The sequence below is a fragment of the Pseudomonas sp. 18.1.10 genome, from assembly GCF_024655625.1.
Taxonomy (GTDB): domain Bacteria; phylum Pseudomonadota; class Gammaproteobacteria; order Pseudomonadales; family Pseudomonadaceae; genus Aquipseudomonas.
Genome location: NZ_JANLGL010000143.1, coordinates 1 through 15,407, shown reverse-complemented (window position 1 = coordinate 15,407; position 15,407 = coordinate 1). Strand labels below are relative to the sequence as shown.

The 15,407-nt window shown below is 62.8% G+C and carries 14 protein-coding genes, 1 pseudogene and 1 riboswitch; of the genes and pseudogenes, 11 read left to right on the top strand and 4 right to left on the bottom strand.

Annotated elements, in window-relative coordinates; translation table 11 throughout:
* Positions 1 to 128: 128 nt before the first annotated feature.
* From NUV89_RS20985 to purM, 3 genes are read right to left on the bottom strand one after another with little or no spacing between them, the layout of a single operon-like run.
* Positions 129 to 842 (bottom strand): DUF3108 domain-containing protein, encoded by a 714-nt coding sequence (locus NUV89_RS20985; protein WP_017734627.1) that lies wholly within the window; start codon positions 840 to 842, stop codon positions 129 to 131.
* Between the two features lie 8 nt (positions 843 to 850).
* Positions 851 to 1,501 (bottom strand): phosphoribosylglycinamide formyltransferase, encoded by a 651-nt coding sequence (gene purN / locus NUV89_RS20980; protein WP_017734628.1) that lies wholly within the window; start codon positions 1,499 to 1,501, stop codon positions 851 to 853.
* Positions 1,501 to 2,559: a phosphoribosylformylglycinamidine cyclo-ligase gene (gene purM, locus NUV89_RS20975; RefSeq protein ID WP_257782800.1), complete on the bottom strand. Its 1,059-nt coding sequence runs from the start codon at positions 2,557 to 2,559 to the stop codon at positions 1,501 to 1,503. Before purM ends, purN begins: the two co-directional genes overlap by 1 nt.
* 356 nt (positions 2,560 to 2,915) lie before the next feature.
* Between purM and NUV89_RS20970 the strand changes: the two genes are divergently transcribed.
* The 5 genes from NUV89_RS20970 to NUV89_RS20950 all read left to right on the top strand — a co-directional run bounded on the left by NUV89_RS20970 (position 2,916) and on the right by NUV89_RS20950 (position 7,465).
* Positions 2,916 to 3,932 (top strand): DUF2066 domain-containing protein, encoded by a 1,017-nt coding sequence (locus NUV89_RS20970; RefSeq protein WP_257782799.1) that lies wholly within the window; start codon positions 2,916 to 2,918, stop codon positions 3,930 to 3,932.
* Positions 3,933 to 3,968: 36 nt separating this feature from the next.
* Positions 3,969 to 5,042, top strand: a complete 1,074-nt coding sequence (locus NUV89_RS20965; RefSeq protein ID WP_257782798.1) for an AI-2E family transporter — start codon at positions 3,969 to 3,971, stop codon at positions 5,040 to 5,042.
* 194 nt (positions 5,043 to 5,236) lie between these two features.
* Positions 5,237 to 5,941, top strand: a complete 705-nt coding sequence (gene hda, locus NUV89_RS20960) for a DnaA regulatory inactivator Hda (protein WP_017734631.1) — start codon at positions 5,237 to 5,239, stop codon at positions 5,939 to 5,941.
* Between the two features lie 213 nt (positions 5,942 to 6,154).
* Positions 6,155 to 6,784: a C40 family peptidase gene (locus NUV89_RS20955; protein WP_257782797.1), complete on the top strand. Its 630-nt coding sequence runs from the start codon at positions 6,155 to 6,157 to the stop codon at positions 6,782 to 6,784.
* Positions 6,785 to 6,928: 144 nt separating this feature from the next.
* On the top strand, positions 6,929 to 7,465 hold the full coding sequence (locus NUV89_RS20950; protein WP_017734633.1) for a C40 family peptidase: 537 nt from the start codon (positions 6,929 to 6,931) through the stop codon (positions 7,463 to 7,465).
* A 150-nt stretch (positions 7,466 to 7,615) separates the two neighbouring features.
* Here NUV89_RS20950 and NUV89_RS20945 read toward each other — a convergent pair.
* A pseudogene (locus tag NUV89_RS20945) lies at positions 7,616 to 8,924 on the bottom strand (sorbosone dehydrogenase family protein).
* A gap of 99 nt (positions 8,925 to 9,023) precedes the next feature.
* Positions 9,024 to 9,273, top strand: a riboswitch (cobalamin riboswitch).
* A gap of 78 nt (positions 9,274 to 9,351) precedes the next feature.
* Here NUV89_RS20945 and cobO point away from each other — a divergent pair.
* From cobO to NUV89_RS20915, 6 genes are read left to right on the top strand one after another with little or no spacing between them, the layout of a single operon-like run.
* Positions 9,352 to 9,963, top strand: coding sequence for a cob(I)yrinic acid a,c-diamide adenosyltransferase (gene cobO / locus NUV89_RS20940; protein WP_017734635.1), 612 nt, complete (start codon positions 9,352 to 9,354; stop codon positions 9,961 to 9,963).
* Positions 9,960 to 11,351, top strand: coding sequence for a cobyrinate a,c-diamide synthase (locus NUV89_RS20935; RefSeq protein WP_257782796.1), 1,392 nt, complete (start codon positions 9,960 to 9,962; stop codon positions 11,349 to 11,351). Before cobO ends, NUV89_RS20935 begins: the two co-directional genes overlap by 4 nt.
* Positions 11,348 to 11,998 carry a 5,6-dimethylbenzimidazole synthase gene (gene bluB / locus NUV89_RS20930; protein WP_257782795.1) on the top strand — a complete coding sequence of 217 codons (651 nt, stop codon included), beginning with the start codon at positions 11,348 to 11,350 and terminating at the stop codon, positions 11,996 to 11,998. Before NUV89_RS20935 ends, bluB begins: the two co-directional genes overlap by 4 nt.
* On the top strand, positions 11,995 to 12,903 hold the full coding sequence (cbiB, locus tag NUV89_RS20925; RefSeq protein ID WP_257782794.1) for an adenosylcobinamide-phosphate synthase CbiB: 909 nt from the start codon (positions 11,995 to 11,997) through the stop codon (positions 12,901 to 12,903). Before bluB ends, cbiB begins: the two co-directional genes overlap by 4 nt.
* Positions 12,896 to 13,885: a threonine-phosphate decarboxylase CobD gene (gene cobD / locus NUV89_RS20920; RefSeq protein WP_257782793.1), complete on the top strand. Its 990-nt coding sequence runs from the start codon at positions 12,896 to 12,898 to the stop codon at positions 13,883 to 13,885. Before cbiB ends, cobD begins: the two co-directional genes overlap by 8 nt.
* On the top strand, positions 13,882 to 15,333 hold the full coding sequence (locus NUV89_RS20915; RefSeq protein ID WP_257782792.1) for a cobyric acid synthase: 1,452 nt from the start codon (positions 13,882 to 13,884) through the stop codon (positions 15,331 to 15,333). The genes cobD and NUV89_RS20915 overlap by 4 nt, the downstream gene beginning before the upstream one ends.
* Positions 15,334 to 15,407: the final 74 nt, after the last annotated feature.

The window sequence follows — 15,407 nt, the reverse complement described above, 5'->3', positions numbered from 1 at the left end:
ACATTTGGAATGCATTCCAAATGTGGGAGCGGGCTTGCTCGCGAAGGCGGCAGAAGCTTCAACACAAAATATGCAGACGAAAAAAAGCCCCACATTCCGCGAGGCTCTTTTTTTGACTCATCAGCTAATCAGCTACCTTTGACAGCCTTGCCGTCAACGGTGCCGTCTTGCAGCATGATGTTGTATTCCTTGCCGTCAGTTTCTACCTGACGCAGTGCAACCAGAATGCCGCCCTGGTCCTTGGCGAACCACATCTGGGTAATGCGCTTGCTTTGTGTCGGGTCACGCACGCGCTCAACCTTGATCGCGTCAATGGAGCCGACCTTGGTCTGGACCTTTTCCGGGCCGATCACGCGGAAGTCGTAGGTATCCACGTCGGTACCTTCCACCACGTTGTAGCTCATGCTTTTCTTGCCGGCGGCCACGTCACGTTGCAGGGCCAATTGGTAGGTCGACTTGTCGAGCATGCCGCTTTGCAGCGCTACGTTGACTGGGTCCTTGTTTTCAAAGCCGGTGACTTTCTTCGCGGTTTGGTCGAAGTCCAGATTGATCTTCTTCGCCTTGCCCAGGCCGCCGCGTTCGAAGGTGTAGCTCTTCGGTTGCAGGGTGTCCTTGTCAAACAGGATCACGCTGGTTTCGGTCAGGCTGGCGATCATCATCGAAGCCTTGAAGTTCAAGGTCCAGGTGCCATCGCCGTTCTTGGCCAGGCTGCGTTCAGCCGAGCCACTCATGGGCAACTGTTTCCAGTCGGCGGTGTAGCTGACGGAGAAAGGGTGAAGGTCTGCCGCTTGCACCGCAGGCAAGGCAAACAGAGCAAAAGCGAAGAGCAAGGCGCGACGCATAAAATCTCCTAGGTTCGAATCAAGTGGCCGCTGGCCGCGAGTAACTGACCGTCCAATAATGCACCCTGGTCACCAAGAATCAACCGCCCCTCGGCAAACCAGCGTACAGCCAACGGGTAAATCCTGTGTTCCTGGGTGTGAACCCGTTGCGCAAGGGTCTGCGCCGAGTCGTCAGACTCTACCGGAACCACTGCCTGTACGACCAGAGGCCCGCCATCGAGTTCCTCGGTAACGAAGTGCACGCTGCAGCCATGCTCGCTGTCGCCGGCGTCGAGCGCCCGCTGGTGCGTGTGCATGCCTTTGTACTTGGGCAGCAGGGAAGGGTGGATATTGAGCAGGCGCCCGTCGTAGTGGCGCACGAAATCAGCGCTGAGGATGCGCATGAAACCGGCCAGGACTACGAGTTTGGGATTGAAGGCGTCGATCAGTTCGATCAAGGCGGCATCGAAGGCTTCGCGGCCTTCGAAAGCCTTGTGATCCAGGGAGCGGGTGTCGATACCCGCGTCCCTGGCGCGTTGCAGGCCGTAGGCGTCGCTGCGGTTGGAGATCACCGCAGCGATGCGCACCGGGCTGTCGCCGGTGCGCGTGCTGTCGATCAGGGCCTGCAAGTTACTGCCGGTGCCGGAGAGCAGCACCACGACATCACAGGTCTGGGACATCAATGAGCCTTGAGGTTCTTCAGTTCGACCTGGGCTGCGCCTTCTGGAGCAGTGGCGATCTGGCCGATGACCCAAGGCTGCTCGCCCGCTTCACGCAGGATGTTCAGCGCGGTTTCAACGTGCTCTTGCGCCACGCAGATGACCATGCCTACGCCGCAGTTCAGCACGCGGTGCATCTCGGTTTCGTTGACGTTGCCTTTCTCCTGCAGCCAGTCGAAGACCGCAGGACGCTGCCAGCTGGCCACGTCGACGATGGCCTGGGCGCCTTTTGGCAGGACGCGCGGGATGTTGTCCAACAGGCCGCCACCGGTGATGTGGGCCATGGCTTTAACCGCGCCAGTGTCCTTGATCAGCTTGAGCAGGGGCTTGACGTAGATGCGGGTCGGGGCCATCAGCAGGTCGGTCAGTGGCTTGCCGTCGAGCTGGATGTTCTCGATGTCGGCGCCGGACACTTCGATGATCTTGCGGATCAGCGAGTAGCCGTTGGAGTGCGGGCCGGACGATGGCAGGGCGAGCAGGGCGTCGCCGGCGGCAACCTTGGAGCCGTCGATGATCTCGGCTTTTTCGACAACGCCAACGCAGAAGCCGGCCAGGTCGTAGTCTTCGCCTTCGTACATGCCCGGCATTTCAGCGGTTTCGCCGCCGACCAGGGAGCAACCCGACAGTTCGCAGCCAGCGCCAATGCCGGTCACTACCTGGGTAGCGGTCTCGACGTTGAGCTTGCCGGTGGCGTAGTAGTCCAGGAAGAACAACGGCTCGGCGCCGCACACCACCAGGTCATTGACGCACATGGCGACCAGGTCGATGCCGATGCTGTCGTGCTTGTTCAGGTTCAGCGCCAGGCGCAGCTTGGTGCCCACGCCGTCGGTGCCGGAGACCAGCACAGGCTGCTTGTAGCCAGCCGGGATCTCGCAGAGGGCGCCAAAACCGCCCAGGCCGCCCATGACTTCGGGGCGCGCAGTGCGCTTGGCGACGCTCTTGATGCGTTCGACCAATGCTTCACCGGCGTCGATGTCTACACCGGCGTCCTTGTAGCTCAGGGAGGGTTGCTTGCTCATGATCCAGGCCTTTAGGGGGGATTCAGGGGTAACGACCGAGCGGGCAGGCGCTTTTGGTAAAAGGCCCAGCCGTTGACGGTCTGCGAAGGCGCGCGATTTTATCAGGCTTGAGGGGCAGCGGCCATCCTCGGGCCGACGGGCAGGGCGATATAGGTTAAAAAAGCCGATTAAAAAAATGCTAATCGGCTCTGCCTTGGTGCGTATTAAGGTATAGCCTTGAACGCGCTAGCGTAATGACAGTACGAAAACTTACCAAGACCCTGTGAATGTTTTACCGGTCGCTGTGGTCACAGCCTTGCGCAACCGAGTTCACGCGGTCTGTTCCAGCCGCTAAATTTGTCGTTCGGGAATCTTTCATGCGTCTGTGTAAATTCTTCTTTGTAGGCTGCTTGTCGTTGGTCAGCCTGGCGAGTCATGCCGAAACCCTCAATGGCCTCTATCAAGTATTTGAGCCGGTCAGCAGCCAGTCGCCACAAGAGCGCGACCAGGCGACCCAGCGCGCCGTGCAGACCCTGGTGATCCGCCTTACCGGTGACGCCAAGGCGGCCGACGGCCCGGGCCTGGCGGCGATTCGCAAGGACCCGCAACAAATCATCAGCCAATACGGCTACGACGCCGGCCCGCCCGAGAGCCTGCAAGTGGATTTCGACCCGGTGACGACCGACCGTGCCTTGCGTGACGCCGGCCTGTCGATCTGGGGCAGCAATCGGCCATCGATCCTCGGCTGGTGGCTGAACGACTCCACCGAAGGCAGCAGTCTGGTGGGCGATGGCCAAAGCGTCGCCCAGGCCTTGCGCCGTGCGGCGCAGCACCGTGGCTTGCCGTTGCGCCTGCCGCTGGGTGACCTCGATGAACAGGTGGTCGCCACCGCGCCGAATTTGGAAAGTGCCGACGCCACCCCACTGCGTGCCGCCTCCGAGCGCTACGGCGCGGATGCCTTGCTGGCGGTGCATGCGCGCCAGGAAGGCAGCCAATGGCAGGCCAAGTGGCGTTTATGGTTGGGCGACAAGAGCGAGCAGGGCACTGCCCAAGGGGCGGATACCGCTGCTGTGGCCGATGCGGTGATGTTGGCCGTCAGCCAGAAGCTGGCGCCGCGCTTTGCGGTCAAGCCTGGCGTCAGCGCCGAGCAACTGCTGGAAGTGCAGGGCATGACGCTGGAACGCTACGCGGCCCTGGGGCATCTGCTTGAACCGTTTGGCGGCCAGCCGCTGTTGGTGGATGGCAATCGCATTGTTTACCGGGTCCATGGCAGTGCCGAGCAGTTGCGCAGCCAGTTGAGCCTGGCCAAATTGCAGGAGGTTGCGCCGGGTGAAGTGCCGGCTGCGGCGGGTGGTGCTCCAGAGCCGCAGGCGCAACTGCGCTTTCATTGGTAAAAAGTTCTTCCTTATATAGAAGCAATGGAGTGGTTTATGGCGGATACGCGTCGTTGGGTGTGGATTGGCGGGATCGTCCTGCTGTGTGCATTTGTGTTCTTGCTGCATTCGATCCTGACGCCGTTCCTGGTTGCGTTGCTGTTGGCCTATCTGTTTGATCCGGTGGTGGATCGCCTGGAGAAAGCCGGCTTGTCACGTACCTGGGGCGTGGTGGCGGTGTTCGCCCTGTTTACCTTGATTGTCACGGCCCTGGTGCTGGTGCTGGTGCCGATGCTGGCTAAGCAGCTGTTCCGTCTGTATGAACTGGCGCCGCAGATGCTCGACTGGTTGCAGCACACGGCGATGCCGTGGGCCCAGGCCAAGTTGGGGTTGTCGGATGGTTTCTGGAAGTTCGACAAGGTCAAGGCCGCGATCAGCGAGCATATGGGCCAGACCACGGATATTGTCGGTGTGGTGCTCAGCCAGGCCACGGCGTCCAGCCTGGCGCTGATCGGCTGGTTGACCAACCTGGTGCTGATCCCGGTGGTGGCGTTCTACCTGCTGCGTGACTGGGACATCATGATGGCCAAGATCCGCAGCCTGCTGCCGCGCAATCGCGAGGAGCGCATCGTCTCCCTGGCGGAGGAATGCCACGAAGTGCTTGGTGCGTTCGTGCGTGGGCAGTTGCTGGTGATGCTGGCCTTGGGGATTATCTACGCGGCGGGCCTGATGGCAATCGGCCTGGAACTGGGCCTGTTGATTGGCCTGATCGCCGGTTTGGCGGCCATCGTGCCGTACATGGGCTTTGTGATCGGTATCGGCGCGGCGCTGGTGGCGGGTTTGTTCCAGTTCGGCGGCGACCTGTACCCGATGCTGGGGATTGTTGCAGTGTTTATGGTCGGCCAGGCCTTGGAAGGCATGGTGCTCACACCTTTGCTGGTGGGGGACCGGATCGGTCTGCACCCGGTGGCGGTGATCTTTGCGATCCTGGCGGGCGGCGAGCTGTTCGGCTTTACTGGCATCTTGCTGGCGTTGCCGGTGGCGGCGGTGATTATGGTGCTGGTGCGCCATGTGCATGATCTGTACAAGGATTCGGATGTGTACACGGGGGTCGAAGACCCCGACCTGTAAACCCTGTGCCACAAACCCGGCCTGGCCGGGTTTGTTGTTTATGGCGTCAAACAATTTGCGCAAAACCGGCAAGTTAACGCAAACCTTTGATTTTGCTTGTGGTCTGCTGCATTGTGCGCCCGGCTTCACGGGTATAAACTTTGCAAACTTTACACAGAGGCCACTAGCGGTTCGTTTGGAGCCGTTCAGTCAGCATGAAACCGATTCAGCTGCCCTTGGGTGTGCGTCTGCGTGACGACGCCACCTTTATCAACTACTACCCAGGCGCCAATGCCGCTGCACTCGGCTATGTCGAGCGGCTCTGCGAAGCCGACGCCGGGTGGACCGAAAGCCTGATCTATCTGTGGGGCAAACACGGCGTAGGGCGTACTCACCTGCTGCAGGCCGCGTGCCTGCGCTTCGAGCAGATGGGTGAAGCGGCGGTTTACCTGCCGTTGGCTGAATTGATGGACCGTGGCATCGGCATCTTCGATCACCTTGAGCAATACGAACTGGTCTGCCTGGATGACCTGCAGGCGATCGCCGGCAAGGCGGAGTGGGAAGAGGCGCTGTTCCACCTGTTCAATCGCCTGCGTGACAGCGGCCGGCGCTTGTTGATCGCCGCATCGACCTCGCCGCGAGAATTGCCGGTGAAGCTGGCTGACCTCAAGTCTCGCCTGACCCTGGCCCTGATCTTCCAGATGCGCCCGCTCTCCGACGAAGACAAGCTGCGTGCCCTGCAATTGCGTGCATCCCGTCGCGGCCTGCACCTCACTGACGAAGTCGGGCACTTTATCCTCACCCGTGGCACCCGTAGCATGAGCGCGTTGTTCGATTTGCTCGAGCAGCTCGATCAGGCCTCCTTGCAGGCCCAGCGCAAGCTGACCATTCCCTTCCTCAAGGAAACCCTCGGCTGGTAGCCAGCCCTTTGTTTTCGTGGCTTTCGGCAAATTCCAGGCGCCAGAAAACCTGCGTTTGGGCCGCTTTGGCCACGCAAAAGGCGCGTATAGGGTGTTAAGGGCTTAGATGTCATAGTCCAAACAAGAAGTCACATAGATCACGATTGAATTTGCAAATCGATGTGATAGAGGGCATAGTCTCGGCTTCTTTACACATCAGCCACGGTCGTGCCCATGCTAAATCGCTTCGCACCCCTCGTGCCTCTCGCACTCGTTACCCTGTTGTTTGGTTGCGCCTCCCACCCTCAACAGGTGGTTGAGCAGCAAAAACCCCAGGTTCAAAATCAGGCAAAATTCGTCGCTGCACAGTCTGCTTCTGTTTATGAAGAAGAGCTGGCGACTGAAAAGGAACTGGGCGCCTTCTCCGGCAACAAGCCTTACCAGCTTCCAGTCCTGGCCGACAGCATCCTCGAACGCGGCATGTCCCTGATCGGTACCCGTTACCGTTTCGGCGGTACCTCTGAAGCCGGTTTCGACTGCAGCGGTTTCATCGGCTACCTGTTTCGTGAAGAAGCTGGCATGAACCTGCCACGCTCCACTCGCGAGATGATTAACGTGAATGCACCGTTGGTCGCGCGCAACAACCTCAAGCCCGGTGATCTGCTTTTCTTCAGTACGGCTGGTCGTGGTCGCGTCAGTCACGCCGGTATCTACCTGGGCGATAACCAGTTTATCCACTCCAGCAGCCGTCGCAGTGGCGGTGTTCGAGTCGACAACCTGGGCGACAGCTACTGGAGCAAAACCTTCATCGAAGCCAAGCGCGCACTCGCCATGGCCCCGACCACGGTTACCGCTAGCAAGTAAACTTAAAGTGATACTTGAAGTTTGACGTGTAAGCGCTAGAATCCCTGGATATTGTTGTAATCCGTACGCGCGAGCTTTGCTTGCGCGTTCTGGTTTTCAGCGTTCGGCAGCGAAAGCCGCATCCAGACCAGGATTGTTCTGCACATGTCGACCTCGGCCCGCCTGATCCTCATTGTCTGCGCCGCGCTGCTCAGCGCCTGCGCCAGCCGTCCACCGCCTGCACCCGTAGCGGTGAAGCCCAAGCCGGTGTTCAACTACGCCACCCAGAATTTCTCGCCTGCTGCCGAAGACGTGCTCTTTCGCGCGCTGGGCCTGGTGGGCACGCCTTATCGCTGGGGCGGCAACACGCCGGACTCGGGCTTTGATTGCAGCGGCCTGATCGGCTTTGTCTTTCGTGACGCCGCCGGCATCTCCTTGCCGCGTACCACTCGTGAACTGATCGTGATGCGGGCGCAGGATGTCAGCGAGCAGAACCTGCAAACCGGTGATCTGTTGTTCTTCGCCACCGGCGGCGGCTCCCAGGTCAGCCACGCGGGGATCTATGTGGGCGAGGGCCGCTTCGTGCACGCGCCGCAAACCGGCGGTACGGTGAAGCTGGATACCCTGTCCAAGGCGTATTGGCAGAATGCTTACCTGAGTGCCAAGCGCGTGTTGCCAGGGAATCTGGCACGCAATCCCTGAATTGAATGCCGCTCTTAATGTGGGAGCGGGCTTGTGTGGGAGCGGGCTTGCTCGCGAAGGCGGTGTGTCAGTCACTGATGTGTCGTCTGATCCGGCGCATTCGCGGGCAAGCCCGCTCCCACATGGGTTTTGTGGTGGTCTGAAGCCTACTTACTTGGCTGCCGACACCCGCCACACCTTATTCCCCACATCATCCGCCACCAACACCCCGCCTTGCGGATCAACCACCACGCCCACCGGCCGGCCCATGGCTTTCTCGTCTTTGTCGAGGAACCCGGTCAGCACATCCACCGGCTGCCCCTTGGGCTGGCCAGCCTCGAACGGTACGAAGATCACCTTGTAGCCACTGTGGGGCTTGCGGTTCCACGAGCCATGCTGGCCGATGAACGCGCCGTTAGTGAAGGGCGCTGGCAATTTGCTGCCCTCGGCAAACGTCAGTCCCAGTGAAGCGGTATGCGGGCCTACGGCGTAGTCCGGCGCAATCGCCTTGGCCACCAGGTCGAGGTTTTGCGGGTTGACCCGCACATCCACATGCTGCCCGTAGTAGCTGAACGGCCAGCCATAGAAGGCGCCATCCTGCACCGAGGTGATGTAGTCCGGCACCAGGTCGCTGCCGATCTCGTCGCGTTCGTTCACCGCCGTCCACAGCTTGCCGCTTTGCGGTTCCCAGGCCATGCCGTTGGGGTTGCGCAGGCCCGAGGCGAAGATGCGGTGCTGGCCGCTGGCGCGGTCCACTTCCCAGATCGCCGCTCGGCCTTCTTCTGCCTGCAGGCCGTTTTCCCCGACGTTGCTGTTGGAGCCAACGCTCACATACAGCTTGCTGCCGTCCTTGCTCGCCACCACGTTTTTGGTCCAGTGGTGGTTGATGCTGCCGCCGGGGAGGTCGACGACCTTGGTGCCGGCTTCCTTGATCGTGGTTTCACCCGGCTGATAGGGAAAGCGCAGCAGCTTGTCCGAGTCCGCTACATACAGATCATTGCCCACCAGGGCCATGCCGAACGGCGAATTGAGGTCTGCCAGGAAGACCGTACGGGTCTCGGCGATGCCATCGTGGTCGGCATCGCGCAGTGATGCGGTTCGGGCTCGGCACGCCAGCGCCGGCTCGGCCCATGACCTTTTCCATCACCCAGCCACGAATGCCCTTTGAGTCATCGGGTTTGGGCGGCGCATTGGTTTCTGCCACCAGCACGTCGCCATTGGGTAGCACATACAGCCAGCGCGGGTGGTCCAGCCCTTCGGCAAACGCCGCCACCTGAGTCCCGGCAGCCGCGGTGGGTTTCGCGCCCTCAGGCCAGCCAATGGCCGGCGCGATGTTGACCGTGGGGATCAGGGTCTTGTTCGGCTCCGGGAGCTTGGGGGAAGGCCCGGTGCCGTCAGACACTTGCAAGGTCGAACTTTCACCGCAGGCGGCGAGGGCGCCTGCGCACATCATCAGTAGGGCAAGTCGGGTCTTATGCATGTTTTTCTCCTGGATACCTGTAAGGGTAGAGGCGTGCGGCGGTCCGATGGTTCAAGTGCGCAGCCGGCTTTAATTGACGCTCCACCCCCAACCCTCTACCCTTCGCGACTTGTTCCAGGTGCTCTGTGACCCATGGGTCCACCGAGTGAAACAGGGAAGCCGGTGAGCGCGCGCACTTGTACACAGTGCTGCCGCAATTCCGGCGCTGCCCCCGCAACGGTAAATGAGTCAAGACGCTGCTTTTGCCACTGTATCGCCCGGCGATATGGGAAGGCGCAGCGTTGGCCTGCCTGTCCTATGCACGCGCCACTCATGAGCCCGGAGACCGGCCTGAAACATCCAACAGCATCACGGTGGGCGATGCTTGGCTGTCTGTTTTTTCTTTTTCCTGCCCGCCGTTTTTGTCCAGCCCCAACGGAGAGCTGCCATGACCGATTCCCCCGACCGCGACGAACGCCACCTGGCGCGCATGCTGCGCAAAAAAGCCGTGATCGACGAGCGCATCGCCAATTCCCCCAACGAGTGCGGCCTGCTGCTGGTGCTGACCGGCAACGGCAAAGGCAAAAGCAGCTCCGCGTTCGGCATGCTCGCCCGCGCCATGGGCCACGGTATGCAGTGCGGCGTGGTGCAGTTCATCAAGGGGCGTAACAGCACGGGCGAAGAGCTGTTCTTCCGCCGTTTCCCCGAGCAAGTGCGGTTCCACGTCATGGGTGAAGGCTTCACCTGGGAAACCCAGGACCGCCAGCGCGACATCGCCGCCGCCGAAGCCGCGTGGGAAGTTTCCCGCGAACTGCTGCAAGACCCGTCCATCGGCCTTGTGGTCCTCGATGAACTGAACATTGCCCTCAAGCACGGCTACCTCGACCTCGACCAGGTGCTCAGCGACCTGCAAGCGCGTCCGCCGATGCAGCACGTGGTGGTCACCGGCCGTGGCGCCAAGCCTGAACTGATTGAAATGGGCGATACCGTCACCGAAATGGGCATGCTCAAACACGCATTCCAGGCCGGCATCAAGGCACAGAAGGGCGTCGAACTTTGAATCAGCCCCGTCATTGCCCGGCCGTATTGATCGCCGCACCGGCGTCCGGCCAGGGCAAAACCACCGTCACCGCTGCGCTGGCCCGTTTGCACCGCAACCTGGGGCGCAAGGTGCGCGTGTTCAAATGCGGGCCGGACTTCCTCGACCCGATGATCCACGAGCGCGCCAGCGGTGCGCCGGTGTATCAATTGGACATGTGGATGGTGGGCGAGCAGGAAAGTCGCCGCCTGTTGTGGGAAGCCGCCGGCGAGGCCGACCTGATCCTCATCGAAGGCGTCATGGGCCTGTTCGACGGCACCCCCTCCAGCGCTGACCTGGCCCGCCACTTCGGCGTGCCGGTCCTCGGCGTGATCGACGGCACCGCCATGGCCCAGACGTTTGGCGCGTTGGCCCTGGGCCTGGCGCGTTATCAGCCGGACCTGCCGTTCGCCGGCGTGCTGGCCAACCGCGTCGGCACCCTGCGCCATGCACAACTGCTCGAAGGCAGCCTCACCGAAGGCCTGCGCTGGTATGGCGCCTTGTCCCGCGAGACCGGCATCGAATTGCCGAGTCGTCACCTGGGCCTGGTGCAAGCCAGCGAACTGAACGACCTCGACGTGCGCCTCGACGCCGCCGCCCAAGCCTTGGGCAGCAGCTGCGAAGTCGCGCTGCCGCCGCCAGTGACCTTCGCCGCCCCCGCAGTGATCGCCGCCGAGCCGCTGCTCGACGGTGTGCGCATCGCCGTGGCCCGCGACGAAGCCTTCGCCTTTACCTACGGCGCCAGCCTCGACCTGTTGCGGGCGATGGGCGCCGAGCTGCACTTCTTCTCGCCGATCCATGATCGGGAATTGCCTGACGCCGACAGCCTCTATCTGCCGGGCGGCTACCCGGAATTGCATCACCAGGCGTTGTCGCAAAACACCGCGATGCTGGACGCGATCCGTGCCCATCACGCGGCCGGCAAACCGCTGCTCGCCGAGTGCGGCGGCATGTTGTACCTGCTGGATTCGCTGACTGATGTGGACGGCAATCGCGCTGAACTGCTCGGTCTGTTGCAGGGGGATGCGGTGATGCAGAAGAAATTGGCCGCCCTGGCCCTGCAAAACGTCGAGTTGCCGGAAGGCGTGCTGCGTGGGCATACCTATCACCATTCTTTAACCAGCACCGACTGCACGCCGATTGCCCGTGGCGTGAGCCCCAATGGCGGGCGGGGCGCCGAGGCGGTTTACCGACAGGGGCGGATGACGGCTTCCTACGTGCACTTTTACTTTCCGTCGAATCCGGCGGCGGTGGCGGCATTGTTTGCGCCAGACCGGGAAGGCGCTTTCGCGAGCAAGCCCGCTCCCACAGTTGACCGAGTTGAAACCCAATCCAATGTGGGAGCGGGCTTGCTCGCGAAGAGGCCATGACCGACAACGCCTTCCCCCAGGCCGACCGCGACGCCGTCTACCGCGCCATCGCCGAACGCCGCGACATGCGCCACTTCACCGGCGGCACCGTGGCCCCCGAACTGCTCCACCGCCTGCTCCAGGCCGCCCATCAGGCGCCGAGTGTCGGCCTGATGCAGCCGTGGCGTTTTATCCGCATCAGCGACCGTCAACTGCGCGTGCAAATTCAGCAACTGGTGGAAGAAGAACGCATCCGCACCGCCGAAGCGTTGGGCGAACGCTCCGACGACTTCATGAAGCTCAAGGTCGAAGGCATCCACGATTGCGCCGAAGTACTGGTGGCGGCCTTGATGGACGATCGCGAGCGCCACATCTTCGGCCGCCGCACCTTGCCGGAGATGGACATGGCCTCGTTGTCCTGCGCGATCCAGAACCTGTGGCTGGCCGCCCGCGTCGAAGGCCTGGGCATGGGCTGGGTCTCGCTGTTCGAACCCCAGGCCCTGGCCGACCTGCTGGGCTTGCCCTCCGGCGCGAAACCCCTGGCCGTGCTGTGCCTGGGGCCGGTGGCCGAGTTCTATCCGGCACCGATGTTGCAGCTCGAAGGCTGGACCGAACCACGGCCGCTGAGTGACATGTTGTACGAAAATGTGTGGGGAGTGAGTCAATGAGTGTGGCCTTGCTGTGTGTCGCCGCCGTGGCGCTGGATGCGCTGGTGGGCGAGCCCAAGCGCTGGCATCCGCTGGTGGCGTTTGGCAATTTCGCCGGGCGCATCGAGCAACGTTTCAACACCGGTGGCCGTGGCTGGCGCAGCCATGGCGTGACCGCGTGGTTTATCGCCGTGGTGCCGCTGACCTTGCTGGCCACCGCGTTGTCGTGGGCGCCGTATATCGGCTGGGTCCTGGAGATCCTCGCGCTGTACTGCGCCCTTGGCATGCGCAGCCTGGGCGAACACGTGATCCCGGTGGCCCAGGCCCTGCGCAGCGACGACCTGGACGAAGCGCGCCAACGCGTGAGTTACCTGGTGAGCCGGCAGACCAGTGAGTTGGACCGCACCGAAGTGGCCCGCGCTGCCACTGAATCGGTGCTGGAGAACGGCAGCGATGCGGTGTTCGCCGCACTGTTCTGGTTTGTGGTGGCCGGCGTGCCGGGCGTGGTGCTTTATCGCCTGAGCAACACCCTGGATGCCATGTGGGGCTATCGCAACGAACGCTTCGAGCGTTTCGGCTGGGCCGCGGCCAAGATCGACGACGTGCTCAACTATATTCCTGCGCGCCTGGTGGCACTGACCTACGCGCTGCTGGGCAAAACCCGCCTGGCGCTGAAGTGCTGGCGCACCCAGGGGCCGACCTGGGACAGTCCTAACGCCGGCCCGGTGATGGCGGCGGGGGCGGGCGCCCTGGGTGTCGAACTGGGCGGCGCGGCGATTTATCACGGCGAAGTCCACCAGCGTCCGCAGCTTGGCGAAGGCCCTGCGGCGGATGCGGATTCCATCGACCGAGGCTGGCAGCTGGTGCAGCGCGGCGTATGGTTGTGGCTGCTGATTCTCTGCGCGGGGGCGCAATTCTATGCTTGAGCACGGTGGCCGGCTGCGCAAGGCGGCGATTCAGTACGGGATTGCCGAGGCCGACTGGCTCGACCTGTCCAGCGGCCTTGCGCCGTGGCCCTGGCCGATCCCCGAGATCCCGCTGCGCGCCTGGGCACGCTTGCCCGAGACCGACGACGGCCTGGAACGCGCCGCGAGCGAGTATTACGGCGCCGCCCATGTGTTGCCGGTGCCCGGCTCCCAAGCGGCGATCCAGTTGCTGCCGCGCCTGCGCCGGGCAGGCAGGGTCGGCGTGCTGTCGCCGTGCTACGCCGAGCACGCCGAAGCCTGGCGCCGCGCCGGTTACGTGGTGCGCGAAGTGCTGGAGCAGGAAGTCGATTTCTTCCTCGACGGCCTCGACGTGCTGGTGGTGGTCAACCCGAACAACCCCACCGGCCTCAGCCTGACCCCGGAACGCCTGCTGGATTGGCATGCGCGCCTGGCGCAACGCGGCGGTTGGCTGGTGGTGGATGAAGCGTTCATGGACATCACCCCGCACCTGAGCCTGGCCAGCCAGGCCCACCAGGTCGGGCTGATCGTGTTGCGCTCGTTCGGCAAATTCTTCGGCCTCGCCGGGGTGCGCCTGGGGTTTGTGCTGGCCGAGCGCAAGTTGCTCAAGCTGCTCGCCGAACAGGTCGGGCCGTGGGCGGTCAGCGGGCCAACCCGTGTGCTGGGCCAGGAATGCCTGCTTGATGTGGCCGGGCATACGCGCCAGCGCAAGCGCTGCGTCGACGCCGGCGAGCGTTTGTTTGGCGTGCTTGAGCGCCACGGCTTGCAACCCCAGGGCGGTTGCGCCTTGTTCCAATGGCTGATTACCCCGCACGCCGAGCGCCTGCACGAATTCATGGCCCAGCGCGGCATCCTGCTGCGCCTGTTTGTGCATGACAGCAGCCTGCGCTTTGGCCTGCCCGACACCGAGGCCGACTGGCAGCGCCTCGACGCGGCACTGACCGCCTACAAGGACGCCTCATGAGTACGCTGATGGTGCAAGGCACCACCTCCGATGCCGGCAAAAGCACGCTGGTGACTGCACTGTGTCGCTGGTTGATCCGCCAGGGCGTGGCCGTGGCGCCGTTCAAGCCGCAGAACATGGCCCTCAACAGTGCCGTGACCGCCGAAGGCGGCGAGATCGGCCGCGCCCAGGCCGTGCAGGCCCAGGCCGCCAACCTGGCGCCGCACACCGACATGAACCCGGTGCTGCTCAAGCCCAACAGCGACACCGGTTCCCAGGTGATTATCCACGGCCGCGCCGTGACCAGCATGAACGCCGTGGCCTATCACGACTACAAAGCCATCGCCATGCAAGCGGTACTGGCCTCCCATGCGCGATTGAGCCAAGCCTATCCGGTGGTGATGGTGGAGGGCGCGGGCTCCCCGGCGGAGATCAACCTGCGCGCCAATGACATCGCCAACATGGGCTTTGCCGAAGCGGTGGATTGCCCGGTGCTGCTGATCGCCGATATCAATCGCGGCGGCGTGTTTGCCCATCTGGTCGGCACCCTCGAATTGCTGTCGCCGACTGAGCAGGCGCGGGTCAAAGGTTTCATCATCAACCGTTTTCGTGGCGATATCGCGCTGCTGCAACCGGGCCTGGATTGGCTGGAGGCGCGCACCGGCAAACCGGTGGTGGGCGTGTTGCCCTACGTGATGGACCTGCACCTGGAAGCCGAAGACGGCCTCGACCGACGCCAGATCGACAAGGCCGCCCAGGTGCTCAAAGTGGTGGTGCCGGTGTTGCCGCGCATCAGTAACCACACGGATTTCGACCCGCTGCGCCTGCATCCCCAGGTGGATTTGCAGTTTGTCGGCCCCGGCCAGCCGATTCCGCCGGCCGACCTGATGATCCTGCCCGGCTCGAAAAGCGTGCGCAGCGACCTCGCCTATCTGCGCGCCAATGGCTGGGACAGCGCCGTGGCGCGGCACTTGCGCTACGGTGGCAAGGTGCTGGGGATTTGTGGTGGTTTGCAGATGCTGGGCGAACAGGTGCACGACCCGCTCGGCCTGGAAGGGCCCGCAGGCTCCAGTGATGGCCTGGGGTTGCTGGCGTTCAGCACGACGCTGGAGGAGGAGAAGCAACTGCGCAATGTGCGTGGGCGCTTGCTGCTGGAAGATGCTGAGGTCAGTGGGTATGAGATCCATGCGGGCGTGACGTCTGGCAGTGCGCTGGCAAACGCCGCCGTCATGTTGGATGACGGTCGCAGCGACGGCGCACAGAGTGCGGACGGACAAATCCTCGGCACCTACCTGCATGGCTTGTTCGAGACGCCGGCAGCGTGCAGCGCCTTGCTGCGCTGGGCGGGGTTGCAGGACGTGCAGGAGGTGGATTACCACGCGCTGCGCGAACGAGATATCGAACGCTTGGCGGACTTGGTGGAGAACCATCTGGATACCGAATTGCTGCGCAAGCTGTGTGGGGTTTGACTGATGCACCGCAATCCAAATGTGGGAGCGGGCTTGCTCGCGAATGCTCTACCCCAGCCACACATAAGTTGACT

What these genes read in the sequence shown, in the direction of transcription:
- NUV89_RS20985 (WP_017734627.1), bottom strand. Translation starts at nt 842, where the DNA reads ATGCGTCGCGCCTTGCTCTTCGCTTTTGCTCTGTTTGCCTTGCCTGCG.
- purN (WP_017734628.1), bottom strand. Translation starts at nt 1,501, where the DNA reads ATGTCCCAGACCTGTGATGTCGTGGTGCTGCTCTCCGGCACCGGCAGT.
- purM (WP_257782800.1), bottom strand. Translation starts at nt 2,559, where the DNA reads ATGAGCAAGCAACCCTCCCTGAGCTACAAGGACGCCGGTGTAGACATC.
- NUV89_RS20970 (WP_257782799.1), top strand. Translation starts at nt 2,916, where the DNA reads ATGCGTCTGTGTAAATTCTTCTTTGTAGGCTGCTTGTCGTTGGTCAGC.
- NUV89_RS20965 (WP_257782798.1), top strand. Translation starts at nt 3,969, where the DNA reads ATGGCGGATACGCGTCGTTGGGTGTGGATTGGCGGGATCGTCCTGCTG.
- hda (WP_017734631.1), top strand. Translation starts at nt 5,237, where the DNA reads ATGAAACCGATTCAGCTGCCCTTGGGTGTGCGTCTGCGTGACGACGCC.
- NUV89_RS20955 (WP_257782797.1), top strand. Translation starts at nt 6,155, where the DNA reads ATGCTAAATCGCTTCGCACCCCTCGTGCCTCTCGCACTCGTTACCCTG.
- NUV89_RS20950 (WP_017734633.1), top strand. Translation starts at nt 6,929, where the DNA reads ATGTCGACCTCGGCCCGCCTGATCCTCATTGTCTGCGCCGCGCTGCTC.
- cobO (WP_017734635.1), top strand. Translation starts at nt 9,352, where the DNA reads ATGACCGATTCCCCCGACCGCGACGAACGCCACCTGGCGCGCATGCTG.
- bluB (WP_257782795.1), top strand. Translation starts at nt 11,348, where the DNA reads ATGACCGACAACGCCTTCCCCCAGGCCGACCGCGACGCCGTCTACCGC.
- cbiB (WP_257782794.1), top strand. Translation starts at nt 11,995, where the DNA reads ATGAGTGTGGCCTTGCTGTGTGTCGCCGCCGTGGCGCTGGATGCGCTG.
- cobD (WP_257782793.1), top strand. Translation starts at nt 12,896, where the DNA reads ATGCTTGAGCACGGTGGCCGGCTGCGCAAGGCGGCGATTCAGTACGGG.
- NUV89_RS20915 (WP_257782792.1), top strand. Translation starts at nt 13,882, where the DNA reads ATGAGTACGCTGATGGTGCAAGGCACCACCTCCGATGCCGGCAAAAGC.